The sequence below is a fragment of the Sphingobium sp. BS19 genome (assembly GCF_027925545.1).
GTDB lineage: Bacteria > Pseudomonadota > Alphaproteobacteria > Sphingomonadales > Sphingomonadaceae > Sphingobium.
In genome coordinates, this window is the sequence record NZ_BSEF01000027.1 from 12,802 (window position 1) to 26,667 (window position 13,866).

A 13,866-nucleotide genomic window follows, 5' to 3' on the forward strand; every position below is an offset into this window, starting at 1 on the left:
GCGAGGCGAACCTCTATCGCTCCGTGCTGACGTATCGAGCAAAGCTGCAGGATTCAAAAGTTTAGACCTATCCGCATCCCCGCATAAAGTGGTCGTTCGTATGTGACGAAATCGCCAAAGCTGTTCGCACTGGCCTGCTGATAAATCCTTGCATTTGTGAGGTTGCGTCCAAAAATGCTGACCTCCAGAATCTTACTTTGAGACACCCATTTTATTTCCGCGTTAAGCAGCGTGTAGGGAGACTGACTGAGGCGATTGGCAAAATCGAAAAACACCCGCGCTGAATGGAAGGCATTTGCGTTGAAGTGTATCTCAGAGCCGCCTGACAGCGCATGTCTCCAGTCGCCGCTGAGAGAAAGTGTGTATTTTGGTGCCCTGGTCATACGATTATTTGCAACATCAAGCGAAGCTGTCGCATTGCCGGAGAACAGCCCGGTGCCAGGAATAGCAATCGGAATGAAGGATTGCGCACCTGGGAATGACTTGTACTTCGCATTGAGGAGGCTTCCGGCAAAACGGAAGCTCAGGTTACGACTGGCTTTGATTTGCGCTTCCAGTTCGGCACCCCGGATGCGGGCATTAGCGGCATTCTGCAAAAGATAGCCGGTGGCCGGCGCAGGCGCCCGCGCTGAAACCTGCAGATCCTTATAATCATAAGAGAACAACGAGATGTTCGTTCTCAACCACGATAAAGGGTCGGATTTCAATCCTACTTCGTAAGATGCAATGGTTTCCGGTTCGGTCGGGACAGGGCTGGTCCCGTAAGTGTTATAGACCCCGCTCTTGTAGCCGGTGCTGTAAGTCACGTAGATGAGCGTCCGGTCATCAATCTGGTAGTTCGCTGTAGCGCGATATGTCCATTTATTCGCCTTCATGCTTTGATGAGGAAATGGATCCACGCCGTTGACCGTTGTTCCAAACCCTCTCTTTTCTGAGGTATAGCGGACGCCCAGGATGAGCTTTAAGGGATCGAAAATTCCGTACGTACCCTCCGCGAACACGGCAAGCGAAGAAACGGTCGCCCGCGGTAGCATATTGACCGTTCTGGTTACGCTTGAATAGCGCGGTGCTGTTCCCAGGAAACGGTTGAGGGTGGTGTGCCCATCAAGGTCGTAGAAATATCCGCCGACAATCCATTGGAGGCGACTTTCATTCTGAGAGAGTAGTCGTACTTCCTGGCTGAAGACACGATTGTGAATGAGGAACTGATTAGAGTCAGCATAAAGCGGCGTTGTGTCAGAATCCGACTCCTGATTGACCCGATCTTTTGTATAGGCACCAGTGGTTTCGAAGCTTACGGCGCCAAGGTCAAATGCCGTTCGGATTGCAGCACTAAATGAGCGTATCTTGATAACCGGATCAATCGAAAGCGCGACGTTAAACGGGGTGTCAGGCACAATGGCTCCCGGAACGCTGTAGCCCACGGAATTGCCCCCGATCGGCTGGCTTGAATTACCGCCATTGTCCAACTGGTTGAGATAGGCGAGCGTCACCACGACCTTGGTCCTGTCACCAGGCTGGAACAGTAGCTTGCCCCTCGTGTTTATAGCGCGGGCCTGTCCTTCCGTTCCCCCCGATACAAGATCGTCCAAATACCCGTCATTGTAGCGGTATATGGCCGATATATCGGCAGCAATCGTATCGGTCAGGCCACCGGTTGCATAAGCCCGCACATTGATATCGTTTGCGCCAAGTAAGTGCCCATATTGCAGCAAAACCCTACCTTCCGGCGTGAACTTCGGATCGGGCGTAATGACATTGATCAAGCCACCGGTAGCATTGCGGCCGAACAGTGTGCCCTGTGGTCCCCGCAGCACCTCCACGCGATCGACCGCTACCAGATCCACAAGGTTGGCCAATGCGTTCGGTTGGTAAACACCATCGATATACAGCGCGACGTTCGCCTCGTCACCGAGTGAGACACCGGTCGAACCCACACCCCGTATATTAGGCTGAAATACTGCAAAATTGCGACCGCCCGAAAAGCCGGGAACAGCAATAGCCAGTTGGCGTACGTCATTTGCGCCAACGCTTTGCAAGTTACCGGCGTCAAGCGCGGTTACAGCGACCGGAACATTCTGCAGGCGTTCGTCGCGCCGCTGCGCGGTTACAACGATATCTTCGATATTATCAGCGCTATTATCATTTTTGCTCTGCGCGAAAACAGGCTGCTGAACCAATGCGGTAGACGCACTAAGTGCAGCAACCAATGCGCAGACCTTTTTATTGGTAATCTTCATAGACCTCTCCCTGGACTAAGCATCGGCCAATGTTTCCTGGCTCAGGCTTGGGCGCCGCGATGCCTGTTTGCCCGCCCCGTTTCAACGACCTCGCGAAATACGTGCACCCTGCGCACCAAGTCGCCGACAATGGCGATGGCGATGGCACACCTTCGCAATGCGAGAGACACCCCCTCACAGGCGCACGTCTTCGCCGGCGGGAGCTATGGCTCCGACGTGCGAAACAACTGCTTCAAACCTGAAACACAGCATATGGTAATTGGCTTAATTTCGTGGGCAGCGGCCAGATGCGTTTATTCCGTGTCGGAGTGCTAAACCGGCAAGAAACTCCGGAATGCACTGCCTCGCATCGGCCAATCGGGATAGCCAAGCGCTTCGATCCCGCGAGGAGTTTAGTGCCGCTTGTCGCTTCAGTGGATGGTCGAGCACGCGCAGGCATGGGTCAACCGAGCCCAGCGCCCCGTGCCGGACCTTTCCGGACCATGGCTGTGGCACAGGGATGGCGCAGACCGTCGGCCATTTGCCTCTTTACTGGAAAGGAAATGGCTGCCGGATGATTATATGTCCGGCACCAAAGGCTGTTCACTGATTGCACATTTCTTCATTATTCGTTGCACTCCCGTTGAGAGATACGGCACCGTTAACCCCAGAATTTCAGGCCGGGCCAGAATTTCAGGCCGGGTTGGTCCATATATCACCATATCGTCGGCCGTTGACCCTGGTCAGCGCCTGCATTTGAAGACCAGTGCTCGCAAGAATGTTGAGGAAGGAACAGTTGGCTAAGCGAACTAAATCTGTCCGGTCGGTCGAGCGGGGCCTGGAAATTTTGTCCCTTGTAGCAGCCAAACCGGGTCTTGGCATTCTGGATATCAGCGAACAGCTCAGCTTACACAGAACCACCGTATATCGACACCTGCTTTCCCTTGAAGAAATGGGATATGTTCGTCGCAGGGTCCATGACGAAAAGTTCTGTCTTACGCAAAAGGCATTGACGCTCGGCGGCGCGTCCAATGCAGATTGTGAACTGCTCGATGCCTCCGCTCCCTTCATGCGTGACCTGATCGAGCGGATTGACTGGCCCTCGAGTCTTGTGATGTTGGGGCACGACTCCCGACTTTACATCAGAGAAACGACGCACGGACGGAGTAGAATCCGCGTCCATGATGCCAGCATCGGAACTCCAGTTCCATGGCTGACCTCTGCGGTGGGACGAGCTTACTTGTCTTATTGCACAGATGAGGACAGGGCTAGAATTCTGTCGGACCTTAACAGGTCAAATCCCCGCGGAAAGCAGAATAACCCGCGTTTCATGGAACATATCGCCAACAAGACACTCAACGATGGTTTCGCGACGAGTTTCGGTGAGACATGGTCTTGGCTAACAAGCCTTGCCATGCCTGTACGGGTTCAGGGCCGCGTTGCAGCATGCGTCAATATTGTTTTTCTCACCAGTGCCGTCAAGAAAACGGTCTTACTTGCTGAATATCTGCCGGTAATCAGCGCAACTGTCAGCAAAATTGAGACGCAACTCGATTCATTACAATTAGGCCCGAAGCAATAGCGTGTCCGGCAAACAACCGTAGATACCTGTGTGGACATCCACACCTTTCGAATTGGATTTTCGCAATCTTTTAGGTTTAATTGTGTGCGAGAGTCATTTCCGGGGCAGGACATGGTGATGAACAACTTACGAGCGGCCATATTTCAGATGATTGCGGCGGAATGTTCGGAATTTTAGAATCAAGAAAAAACTTGAAAGACGGCTCCAGCCTAGCTGCGCGTTAATAATCATACCAGCTCGGTTGCAGTGCCTGATGCTTTTTACCCCGTTAGGCAAAATAGCTTTGGCCATCCTCGGTATTCACGATCGCGAACACGTCAGCAGCGGCAAACAAAGCTCCGGAATTCTTAAACCCGCAGTTTGCGTGGATTGAGGGGGGACTTGCCGTTGGTCGCTCTTACCGTCGTCGAGATGCCTGCCCATCCGTTCTCTAGAACGACGGCTTCATAAAATCGTTGCCAGCGCGGGATCCCGCAACAATGATTTACCCGCTCGCTTGCGATCCGGCTTATCGACGGGGAGCGCGGTCTCCTTCGTTCCACTAGATGCCGTAATGGGCCGGCGTCTCAAGAGTAGCCAGGTTGGGTGGCCGCAACCAGAGGCGCATTGAGGCGAGTTTGACCATGGCGAGGAAGTTGTCGGCGAGGTTGTCGAAACGGGTGTCGATGCGTCGGAAGTGCTTGAGCTTGCTGAAGAATCACTCGACCTGGTTGCGCTCGCGGTAGAGCGTCTTGGAGAAGCAGGGGCGCCATTTGCGGTTCGACTCGACGGGGATGTTGGGCACCGCGCCCTGTGCCTCGATCAGGTCGCGGATGGCGTTGCCATCGTAAGCCTTGTCGCCCAGCACGATCGTGCGCGGAGCAGAGCTGGCCGAGCAGGGTCAGCGCAGCGGGAGCATCGTGCGCTTGCCCTGCGCTCAGGCCGAGCCGGAGCGGGAGGCCTTGCCGGTCAACGACCGCGTGGATTTTGGTCGTGAGACCGCCTCGGGAGTGACCGAGACAATGAGCTCGACCCCCCTTTTTGCCGTCGCAGCCTGCTGGTGCGCCCGGACAGAAGTGCTGTCGATCATCTGGATATCGCCGGCGTACGCCTCGGTGATCGCGTCCATCAGCTGGTCTGCCCACACGCCCGCCTTTCGCCAGCGCACGAAGCGGTTGTAGCACGTCGTCCTCGGTCCGTACCGCTCGGGAAGGTCGCGCCACGGCGCACCCGAACGCGGCACCCAGAAAATGCCGTTCAGCACCCATCGGTCATCGACACGCGGCACCCCTCTCGGCTTGTTCGGCAACAACGGCGCGATCACGCGCCACTCAAAGTCGGTCAGATCATAGCGGCTCATGCCGCAACGTTGAATCAGATCAACGCCGCTTTGGGAATCTGGAGGTTTCTGTGAGGTCGCGCGGCGGTGAACGGCGATCTTGGCGTGATGCGCGACCTCATTGAAGCCGGATTGAGCGAACCCCCTAACGCGGCCACGCGCTATGGGCTTTGTGTTGCTGCGCCGGTTCTGGGGGATCGATTTGGGGCGACGGAACTGCCCTGTATCGGCGTCGGCGATATCGAACCGTAGGTGTCGAACACGGTGACCGACGCGACCATCAGGATTCTGGACAGGGTTGAGGTTCGATGCTTGTGATCCGCAGGCAGTTCAACAAGGTCGCAGACACAGGTTGCCATTGCGTTCGTCGGTGCCGCGACGCCGCCATGTTCGATATTCGGGCGGGAGCCGATGCTCACGATGTGTCGAACCGCGAGCGATGGCGCGCGAATGTCGCGGTGACGCGCAGGGCGCCGCCACAACAGGGGCAGACCGTTGGATCGAAGCGAGGCCGCTGACGGATGAGCGGTATATCCTCGCAATCGACCTTGTCCGTCGCGGGGTTCGCTACCACCAGCAACTGCCGGATGGTGACAAGCCGGGCTCGACGGCAGCCATTGGCGAGAAAGCCATAATGGCGGATGCGGTGGAAGCCATCGGGCAGGCTGTGGAGCAGGAAGCGGCGGATGAACTCGTGCGCGTCGAGCGTCATGAGTCCGGGTGCGTTGCCATGGTGGTAGTCCCGCCAACGAAAGGTCACGGTCGTGTCGTCGGCGCTGACCAGACGGCTGTTGGCGATGGCGACCCGGTGGGTGTAGCGCCCGAGATAGGCGAGAAACTGTTCGGGCGATCCGAACGGCGGCTTGGCATAGACGACCCAGTTCTTGCGACGAAGTTGCCGGATCGCCGCGGCAAAGACATCCGCGTCACCACGCCCGTCGAGCGTGCCGGAGAAGCGCAGTCGCCCGGCGGCATAGGCCGTCTGGAGCCGTTCGAGGAACAGCCGCCGGAATAGTCGAGAGCACGCGGATGGTCGGAAGAAACGTGGCCGGCAGCCGAGCCAGCGTCCCTCGGGTGAGAGCGCACCGCCGGGGACGACGCAATGGATATGGGGATGATGCGTGAGCGCCTGCCCCCAAGGTGTGAAGAATGGCCAGGAACCCGATCTCACCGCCGAGGTGCCTGAGATCGGCGGCGATGGTCTTGAGCGTTGCGGCGACTGCGTCGAACAGGATGGCATAGACGACCGCCTTGTTGTGGAAGGCTATCTCGGCGGCTTCGGCCGGCACCGTGAACACGACATGGAAATAGGGCACCGGCAGCAGGTCGGCTTGCCGCGCGGCGAGCCACCGTTCGCGCGTCGTGTTCTGGCACTTGGGGCAATGCCGGTTGCGGCACGTAATGGGCATTTTCCATTACCTGTCTTATGGGCAAATCCAGTAATGGGGAGCTGGCGTGCCAGCATGGGCATTTTCAGTGAATTTCCCCGCATTTTGTCTCCATAACATCGCAGCCCCGTGCTTCCGTAAACGCGGCCATTAATGGCCGTTCACAAACGGAGACGATTATGTTGGAAACCTACTTCTCTGCGTCGAAGATGCTGTGGCATCTGCGCAGCGGGCCATGCGGGCCATACCTAGATGGCTTCGCTGCAGCACTCGAACAGCAGGGCTATGGCCCCGAGACTGCTGTGCGCTATCTGCGGGCGGCAACTCATGTCGGCCACGTTATGGCAGAGCGCGATGCAAGCGTGAGCGACATGGATTTGGCGGCGTTCGAAGAACATCTGCGAACGTGCCGATGCCCGCGCGCGAAGGGAGGCCGCTGCAACCATCACACCATTTACGGCGCAAAGCTCTTCCGTCGGCACCTCGAAGAAATAGGTGTGTGCAAGCCCGCGGTTACGCCGATGCGGCCTGCCGAACCGCAGCTAGTCGTCGGCTTTAAAGCATGGCTCAGCAAGCATCGCGGGGCTTCCGATGCGACGATAAGGCTCTATGCGCGCGATGCAGCCAGTATCATGGCAGCACTTGCAACGGACCCGGCGCGTTGGAGTCCCACCGATATCCGCGACCACGTCATGAAGCGCGCGCGCACATGGGGGCGCGGCACTATCGAGAAGATGACGACGAGCCTACGGGCGTTTTTGCGCTACCTCGCTGTTCAAGGCCACTGCCGGGCCGGTCTCGACAATGCCGTTCCGGCCTACGCCCATTGGCAGCTTGCCGAGATGCCGCGATACCTCTCGGGCGAACAGGTCAGCCGGTTGATTGCTGCCTGCGATGGTGATGCCGGCGCGCGCCGGCGGGATCGCGCCATCATACTGCTGTTGGCTCGCCTCGGCCTGCGGGCCGGCGACGTGGCGCAGCTCCGTCTCATCGATATCGAGTGGCAGGCGGGTTCGCTGCGGGTCACGGGCAAGTCGCGCTATGAGGTTCGCTTGCCGCTGCCCCAGGACGTTGGGGATGCGATCGCGGCCTATCTCGAATGTCGACCGACGTGTTGTCGAAGCGATCGCGTCTTCCTGAGCACGATCGCGCCCGCCCGTCCATTCCGGAACGGCGACGGCGTCTCTTCGGTGGTCAGGCGCGTCATGAAGCGGGCTGGCGTCGTGGCGCCCATCAAGGGTGCGCACGCCCTGCGGCACACCGCAGCGACCGAGATGCTGCGCCATGGCGTACCGCTCGACAAGATCGGCCTAGTCCTCCGGCATAGTGGCATCGACACGACGGCCCGCTACGCCAAAGCCGATGTCGCTCTTCTGAAGCAGGTGGCGCAGCCGTGGCCGGAGGCATTCTGATGTTGAAGACCATCGAAACCTATCTCGCACTGCGCCGGGCCACGGGCTTTGCGATGTTGAATGCCGAATACCTGCTCAAGAGCTTTGCCGCCTTCGCGGCCGAGCGCGGGCACGCGTATGTCCACACGCAAACAGCCATCGATTGGGCCACGCTCGGACCGTCCGTTGCGCAGCGCGATGCTCGACTGAAGGCCGTCTGCCGCTTCGCCCGCCATATCCGCATCGAAGATGCCCGGCACGAGTTGCCACCGGGCAATCACTTCGGCGCCCGCAAAAGGCGTCGACCGCCGCACATTTACTCGGACGCGGAGATCGCTCGCCTCATCGAAGCCGCCGGCTGGCTTCAGCCTCAAGGAGGCCTGCGCTCGCTGACGTATGCGACCTTAATCGCCCTTCTCGCGGCCACCGGGCTGCGAATCTCCGAAGCACTCAAGCTCATATTCGCGGACATAACAAGCGACGGTCTGCTGATCCGCAAGACCAAGTTCCGCAAGACCCGTCTCGTGCCGTTGCATGAGACGGCGACCGCAGGCTTGCAACGCTACCTGAAGAGCCGCGGACCTGGTTCGGGTGATGATCCAGTGTTCGCCGACATGCATGGCCGGCCACTGCGCTACATCGCCGTCAAAGAGACCTTCGACAGGCTGATCGACAAAATTGGCATCCGGTCTACGCCGGCGCGGCGTCCTCGGCTGCATGATCTGCGGCACACGTTCGCGGTGCGGGTGCTACAAGGCAGTCCGACGAGCGGAAACCGGTGCGGGCCGCATATGGTCGCGCTCGCGACGTACATGGGTCACGTCAACATCTACTCTACCTACTGGTACCTGGAGGCAACCGCCGATCTCGTGCGCGACATCGCAATGACCGGAGAGGCGTTCATGACAGAAGGGAGACGAGCATGACACCGATCGCTCCCCTCATCGAAGCGTTCCTGCGCGAAACACTCGTCCATCAGCGGGGCGCAAGCAGACACACGTGTGATTCCTATGCCCAGAGCTTCCAGCTCCTGTTCGAGTTCGCTGCTGCAAGGCTCAAGAGTAAACCATCCAAGCTGATGTTGGAGCAGATGGACTCCGGTTTGGTCAGTGCGTTCCTCGTGCATCTCGAAGATACGCGCAAGAACGCCGCAGTGACGCGAAATGTTCGTTTGGCAGCAATCAAGTCGTTCTTCCGCTTCCTCGAATACCGGCAGCCGGCAGCCCTCGACCAGATCCGTCGCGTGCTGGCGATCCCGTTCAAGAAGACGGATACGCGTCTTGTTCCTTATCTACTGCGCGAAGAGCTGCAAGCGCTGCTCGATGCCCCGGATCCAACAACGCGCGACGGCATCCGCGACCGAGCCATGCTGTACGTGGCCGTGTGTGCAGGATTGCGCGTGTCGGAACTGACGGGGCTGAAGATCGACGATATCGACATGTCGTCGATGAGCATACGTGTTGTCGGTAAGGGGCGGCGGGAACGAGCGCTGCCGCTGTGGAAGCCGGCGGCCACATCATTGCGGGCCTGGCTCGCCATTCGCGGAAAGGCCGCCACACCCGAAGTGTTCATCAGTGCCCGCGGTGAGCCTCTGAGCCGATGGGGCTTCGCCTACCTGCTCAAGCAGCACGCCGCGATTGCTGCTCGTCAGCAACAAGGCCTCGCCAAAAAACGCGTCTCACCTCATGTTCTCAGACACACCTGCGCGATGATCATCCTGCAGGCGACGCAAGACATCCGGAAAGTATCGCTGTGGCTGGGCCATGCCACGCTGACGACCACAGAGGTCTACACACGCGGCGATCCAACCGAAAAGCTCGAAGCCATGGAAGCGATCGTGCCACCGCATCTGAGGCGCGGCACCTTCCAACCGACCGACAAGCTGATGGCACTGCTAAAGAACGCCACGTAATGGTGAGGGGGGCGGGCGGCGAAATGCGTGAAAGAGCCATCAGGTCGCCGCCAGCTCCCCATTACTGGATTTGCCCATAAGGCACGAATTATAAGCGACACTGGCATGCGCGCAGTCCTCATAAGCCTCGACATGACCGCCGAGCGCCGCTGTCCGGCAGAGTTCGATCGCCGACATGACGCGGCGCTCCACGCGGACGAGATGGCCGTCATGGGCCTGGGCGTAGGAAGGGCCATGGCGGCGGAAGATATCCGCCACCTCGGCGAAATGCGCCATGCCCGCGATCCAGCCGGGAACATCGATATAATCCTTCTGAACGACATCAAACGATCCGGCGGTAGCGAGTGCAGCGGTTGCCGCAACCCAGCACAATATCTCGTTGCCGCCGGCGCCCGCTACGGCGTCTACGCTTTCGGCCGTGAAGCTGTCGGTGGTCGCCCAGTCGGCGCGCGCTAGTGTTTCAAGCAGCGCGCGGTCCCATTCGGGGTTGAGCGGCCGCGAGGGTCCCTCGCCCGTCATGGCCAGCCGAGCGGCTCGCGCCCCTGGATCTCGCGGTGCGCCTGCTGTTCGGGTGTGAACGCGGTTCGTCCGATCAGGCGATCGCGCACTTCGGGCGGAGCGCCGCGGATCATCGGAATCACGGGATCATGGCTTAGCCCCCCCGAAGCAACGAAAAGCACGCGCCGCCCTGAAAGCTGGGCAAACCGTCCCACCGCCTCACCCAGCAATCGCGCGCGGCGATAGGTCGGCAACGGATAGGCGATCGCGTTCACGAACACCGGGACGATCGGATAGACATCGAACCCGCCCAACATTGCTTCCCATATCTGCACAAAGCCATGATCGACGATCATGTCGAACGAAACGGCAGCATCGATGTTAGCAGCGCGCACCGCATCGAGCATGTCCAGCGCGAAGTCCTCATCGACGCGAAGCGCGCCCGTCGCTGTGTTCCAGTCGCCATAGGAGCGCGCTGCCGCGCCAATGCAGAAGCTCGTATCCATCCGGCGTGACCCGCCTTGTCGATGGGGTGAGGGACCGGTCTTAAGCTCGTGCTCAAGAGCGCGCTTAGGAGCGGTTGATGGGTCAAGTGACGGTATTTTCGGGGCCTGAGCGGCGCAGGCGCTGGAGCGACGATGAGCGGCTCCGGATTTTGAACGAGGCGTTTGCGCCGGGCGCCTGTGTCGTGCGCGTGGCCCAGCGGCACGATGTTTCGACGTCATTGGTCTACACGTGGCGGCGCAAGCTGCGTGCGGCTAGCAACGAGCCGGCGGTGACCGAGCTAGAGTCACCGCAGTTTGCTGAGGCGATGATGACCCAGGCGCCCGATGCAGCCCGGCCCAGCCTCAGCCCCGCGATCGTCGTTGATCTGGCGCGCGGCAACCGGGTCAGCATCTTCGCCTCGGCGTCGCCGGCGCTGGTCGCGGCAGCCTTGCGAGTGCTGCGGTGATCCCTGCAGGTGCACGTGTGTGGATCGCGATGGGTCACACCGATATGAGGAAGGGGATGCAAGGCCTGGCCCTGCTGGTCCAGCAAGGCCTTAAGCGTGATCCCCACGGCGGCGATCTGTTCGTGTTCCGCGGGCGGGCAGGATCGCTGGTAAAGCTGATCTGGCATGATGGGATCGGCATGTCCCTCTACGCCAAGCGGCTCGAGAAGGGCCGGTTCGTCTGGCCGTCTGCCAAGGACGGCATGGTGTCGCTGACGGCCTCGCAGCTGGCCTGCCTGCTCGACGGGATCGACTGGCGTAACCCGCAGTATTCCTGGCGTCCGCAGAGCGCGGGGTAGACCCCGCACTTTCTTCGTCAGCGGCGCATTTTGTGCTTCATCCGGGCGGTATTTTGTGATTCCATCGCGGCTATGGAAGCTGCGGTTTCGCCCGTTCCTGACGATGTCGAAGCGCTCAAGGCGCTGCTGGCAACCGCGACCCGGCGGGCTGACGAGGCCGAGGCCAAGCTCGCCAACGCCCATGCTCGCCAGAGCGCCACCGACGCGATGATCGCCCACCTCAAGCTGCAGATCGCCAAGCTGCGCCGCGAGCAGTACGGGCCCAGCGCCGAGCGTACTCGCTTGCTCGAGCAGATGGAGCTGAGCCTCGAAGATCTCGAAGGTGACGCCGCCCAGGACGATCTTGTCGCCGAGGCCGCCGCTCAGAAGACCGCGAGTGTCACCCCGTTCGACCGCAAGAAGCCTTCCAGGAAGCCGTTCCCCGAGCACCTGCCGCGCGAGCGGGTGGTCATCCCCGCGCCTTGTGCTTGCCCGGCATGCGGCAGCAGCCGCCTGTCCAAGCTCGGTGAGGACGTCACAGAGACGCTCGAGGTGATCCCGCGCAGCTGGAAGGTCATCCAGACCATGCGCGAGAAGGTCGCCTGCCGGGACTGCGAGCAGATTACGCAGCCGCCAGCGCCGTTCCACGTCGTGCCGCGCGGGTGGGCAGGCCCCAGCTTCCTGGCCATGCTCCTGTTCGAGAAGTACGGACAGCACCAGCCTCTCAACCGCCAGGCTGACCGTTTTGCTCGCGAGGGCGTACCGCTCAGCACATCGACGCTCGCCGATCAGGTCGGCGCCGCCGCCTTCGCATTGATGCCGCTCTACCGCCGGATCGAGGCCCATGTTCTGGCCGCCGAGCGATTGCACGGCGACGATACCACCGTGCCGGTCATGGCCAAGGGCAAGACCGATACCGCCAGATTGTGGGTCTATGTCCGCGATGACCGCCCGTTTGCCGGCGCCGATCCGCCAGCGGCGCTGTTCCACTACTCGCGCGATCGGCGCGGCGAGCATCCACGCGCGCATCTGGCATCCTGGTCAGGGATTCTCCAGGCCGACGCCTATGGCGGCTATGGCGAGCTCTATGCACCTGCCCGCGTGCCTTCGCCCGTGCTCGAGGCCGGCTGCTTTGCCCACGCGAGGCGCAAGTTCTTCGAACTGGCCGACGTCGAAGGCGCTGCGCGCAGGAAGAGCCGCGGCGAGCGCGCCGGCATGATCTATCCGATCGCGCTCGAAGCCGTGCAGCGGATCGACGCCTTGTTCGATGTCGAGCGCGCCATCAACGGCAAGCACGCCGGCGAACGCCTCGCTATGCGACGCGAGCTGAGCGCACCGCTGGTAACCGAGCTGCACAGCTGGCTCATCGCTCAGCTCGCCAAGCTCTCGCGTAATCACGACCTCGCCAAGGCCATCAACTACATGCTGCGGCGCTGGGACGCCTTCACCCGGTTCCTTGAAGACGGGCGCGTATGCCTCACCAACAATGCTGCCGAGCGCGCGCTGCGCTGCGTGCCGCTCGGCCGCAAGGCATGGCTGTTCTGCGGCTCCGATCGCGGCGGCGAGCGTGCAGCGGTAATCTACACGCTGATCCAGACCGCACGCCTCAACGACGTCGATCCCCAGGCTTGGCTTGCCGATGTCCTCGCCCGTATCGCCGACTATCCCGCCACCCGCCTCGATGACCTGCTGCCCTGGAACTGGCAACCCAATCGCGCCGCCATCGCCGCCTGACCGACGTTCGCCGCGGCCTTCACCGGATGGCTACAGAAGCTCGGCATATTATCATAGTGAAAGCCGTGATAATGATCAGGCGAGAACTGGATTACTTGCTCAGGCGCAAAATCGCGAACAAAGCGCGCTAGCTGATCATATGAATCGCTGACCTTTGCGCAGGTCGCGGCATCAGAATATGCCTCTTCAAGCAACATAGGCGTATGCGAGGCGCAGGCCAAGGCCATATCCATCTTGTGTCTCCCAAGGTCTATTGCAGCGGAGAAAAACCTATCGGCGCCAGCAAAACCGATTCCTGTTTCTGAAGCATGGCGGACGTGTTCTTCGCTCGGGTTCAGTCAATCTGGATCAGCCCATAGCGCGGCACGCGGTGCGGAGCGGTGGGCATGGTCATGATAGGCCCATATCTGAACAAGCTGGTTGATAGTGCTGGTTTCCGGGGTGGGCGCCGCGACAAGCTCACCCAGATGCCGCTTGAGAATCCGCAGCCGCGTTTCCTCGAACAGACGGGAGTAGGAGGATTCTTGGGATGGCAGGTATCGGCGGTTTTGATCT

At 60.2% G+C, this 13,866-nt stretch carries 13 protein-coding genes and 3 pseudogenes; 9 read left to right on the forward strand and 7 right to left on the reverse strand.

All coding sequences use genetic code 11. The features are described from left to right. Positions 1 to 53: 53 nt before the first annotated feature. On the reverse strand, positions 54 to 2,240 hold the full coding sequence (locus QMG56_RS20605; RefSeq protein ID WP_281824541.1) for a TonB-dependent receptor: 2,187 nt from the start codon (positions 2,238 to 2,240) through the stop codon (positions 54 to 56). Between the two features lie 402 nt (positions 2,241 to 2,642). Between QMG56_RS20605 and QMG56_RS20610 the strand changes: the two genes are divergently transcribed. Beyond that, positions 2,643 to 3,023, forward strand: coding sequence for a hypothetical protein (locus QMG56_RS20610; protein ID WP_281824543.1), 381 nt, complete (start codon positions 2,643 to 2,645; stop codon positions 3,021 to 3,023). Next, a complete protein-coding gene (locus tag QMG56_RS20615; protein ID WP_281824545.1) occupies positions 3,016 to 3,801 on the forward strand; it encodes a helix-turn-helix domain-containing protein in 786 nt (261 codons plus the stop codon). Before QMG56_RS20610 ends, QMG56_RS20615 begins: the two co-directional genes overlap by 8 nt. A gap of 541 nt (positions 3,802 to 4,342) precedes the next feature. On the opposite strand, the pseudogene QMG56_RS20620 reads toward QMG56_RS20615, so the two are convergent. Beyond that, positions 4,343 to 5,140 (reverse strand): annotated as a pseudogene (locus QMG56_RS20620) (IS5 family transposase). Between the two features lie 66 nt (positions 5,141 to 5,206). On the opposite strand from QMG56_RS20620, the gene QMG56_RS20625 reads away from it, so the two are divergent. Further along, complete coding sequence (locus tag QMG56_RS20625; protein WP_281824547.1) at positions 5,207 to 5,371, forward strand: hypothetical protein; 165 nt, start codon at positions 5,207 to 5,209, stop codon at positions 5,369 to 5,371. Positions 5,372 to 5,678: 307 nt separating this feature from the next. Here QMG56_RS20625 and QMG56_RS20630 read toward each other — a convergent pair. Next, positions 5,679 to 6,519 (reverse strand): annotated as a pseudogene (locus QMG56_RS20630) (IS91 family transposase); the annotation flags it as partial. Between the two features lie 167 nt (positions 6,520 to 6,686). On the opposite strand from QMG56_RS20630, the gene QMG56_RS20635 reads away from it, so the two are divergent. Genes QMG56_RS20635 through QMG56_RS20645 form a run of 3 tightly spaced genes read left to right on the forward strand, consistent with a single transcriptional unit; the run spans position 6,687 to position 9,810 of the window. Then, positions 6,687 to 7,919, forward strand: a complete 1,233-nt coding sequence (locus tag QMG56_RS20635; RefSeq protein ID WP_281824549.1) for a tyrosine-type recombinase/integrase — start codon at positions 6,687 to 6,689, stop codon at positions 7,917 to 7,919. After that, positions 7,919 to 8,824 carry a tyrosine-type recombinase/integrase gene (locus tag QMG56_RS20640; RefSeq protein WP_281824550.1) on the forward strand — a complete coding sequence of 302 codons (906 nt, stop codon included), beginning with the start codon at positions 7,919 to 7,921 and terminating at the stop codon, positions 8,822 to 8,824. The genes QMG56_RS20635 and QMG56_RS20640 overlap by 1 nt, the downstream gene beginning before the upstream one ends. Continuing rightward, entirely contained in the window at positions 8,821 to 9,810 is a 990-nt protein-coding gene (locus QMG56_RS20645; protein ID WP_281824552.1) for a tyrosine-type recombinase/integrase, read from the forward strand. The genes QMG56_RS20640 and QMG56_RS20645 overlap by 4 nt, the downstream gene beginning before the upstream one ends. An 81-nt stretch (positions 9,811 to 9,891) precedes the next feature. Here the strand turns inward: QMG56_RS20645 and QMG56_RS20650 are convergent. Together QMG56_RS20650 and QMG56_RS20655 are read right to left on the reverse strand one after the other, a co-directional pair. Continuing rightward, positions 9,892 to 10,086 (reverse strand): annotated as a pseudogene (locus QMG56_RS20650) (transposase zinc-binding domain-containing protein); the annotation flags it as partial. 239 nt (positions 10,087 to 10,325) lie between these two features. Continuing rightward, entirely contained in the window at positions 10,326 to 10,814 is a 489-nt protein-coding gene (locus tag QMG56_RS20655; RefSeq protein ID WP_281824553.1) for a hypothetical protein, read from the reverse strand. A 77-nt stretch (positions 10,815 to 10,891) separates the two neighbouring features. Between QMG56_RS20655 and QMG56_RS20660 the strand changes: the two genes are divergently transcribed. The 3 genes from QMG56_RS20660 to QMG56_RS20670 all read left to right on the forward strand — a co-directional run bounded on the left by QMG56_RS20660 (position 10,892) and on the right by QMG56_RS20670 (position 13,311). Further along, positions 10,892 to 11,260: a transposase gene (locus QMG56_RS20660; protein WP_281824555.1), complete on the forward strand. Its 369-nt coding sequence runs from the start codon at positions 10,892 to 10,894 to the stop codon at positions 11,258 to 11,260. Then, the gene (gene tnpB / locus QMG56_RS20665; protein ID WP_281824558.1) at positions 11,257 to 11,598 is read left to right on the forward strand and encodes an IS66 family insertion sequence element accessory protein TnpB; all 342 of its coding nucleotides are present in this window, start codon (positions 11,257 to 11,259) and stop codon (positions 11,596 to 11,598) included. The genes QMG56_RS20660 and tnpB overlap by 4 nt, the downstream gene beginning before the upstream one ends. A gap of 72 nt (positions 11,599 to 11,670) precedes the next feature. Beyond that, on the forward strand, positions 11,671 to 13,311 hold the full coding sequence (locus QMG56_RS20670; RefSeq protein ID WP_281824560.1) for an IS66 family transposase: 1,641 nt from the start codon (positions 11,671 to 11,673) through the stop codon (positions 13,309 to 13,311). On the opposite strand, the gene QMG56_RS23555 is transcribed toward QMG56_RS20670, so the two are convergent. Then, positions 13,239 to 13,544 (reverse strand): hypothetical protein, encoded by a 306-nt coding sequence (locus QMG56_RS23555; protein ID WP_375713741.1) that lies wholly within the window; start codon positions 13,542 to 13,544, stop codon positions 13,239 to 13,241. The two genes, QMG56_RS20670 and QMG56_RS23555, sit on opposite strands and share 73 nt — an antisense overlap. 105 nt (positions 13,545 to 13,649) lie before the next feature. Further along, complete coding sequence (locus QMG56_RS23560) at positions 13,650 to 13,847, reverse strand: NIPSNAP family protein (protein ID WP_375713743.1); 198 nt, start codon at positions 13,845 to 13,847, stop codon at positions 13,650 to 13,652. Positions 13,848 to 13,866: the final 19 nt, after the last annotated feature.

Coding starts and splice junctions, on each gene's coding strand:
- QMG56_RS20605 (WP_281824541.1), bottom strand. CDS start 2,240: ATGAAGATTACCAATAAAAAGGTCTGCGCATTGGTTGCTGCACTTAGT.
- QMG56_RS20640 (WP_281824550.1), top strand. CDS start 7,919: ATGTTGAAGACCATCGAAACCTATCTCGCACTGCGCCGGGCCACGGGC.
- QMG56_RS20645 (WP_281824552.1), top strand. CDS start 8,821: ATGACACCGATCGCTCCCCTCATCGAAGCGTTCCTGCGCGAAACACTC.
- QMG56_RS20635 (WP_281824549.1), top strand. CDS start 6,687: ATGTTGGAAACCTACTTCTCTGCGTCGAAGATGCTGTGGCATCTGCGC.
- QMG56_RS20655 (WP_281824553.1), bottom strand. CDS start 10,814: ATGGATACGAGCTTCTGCATTGGCGCGGCAGCGCGCTCCTATGGCGAC.
- QMG56_RS20670 (WP_281824560.1), top strand. CDS start 11,671: ATGGAAGCTGCGGTTTCGCCCGTTCCTGACGATGTCGAAGCGCTCAAG.
- QMG56_RS23555 (WP_375713741.1), bottom strand. CDS start 13,544: ATGGATATGGCCTTGGCCTGCGCCTCGCATACGCCTATGTTGCTTGAA.
- QMG56_RS20660 (WP_281824555.1), top strand. CDS start 10,892: ATGGGTCAAGTGACGGTATTTTCGGGGCCTGAGCGGCGCAGGCGCTGG.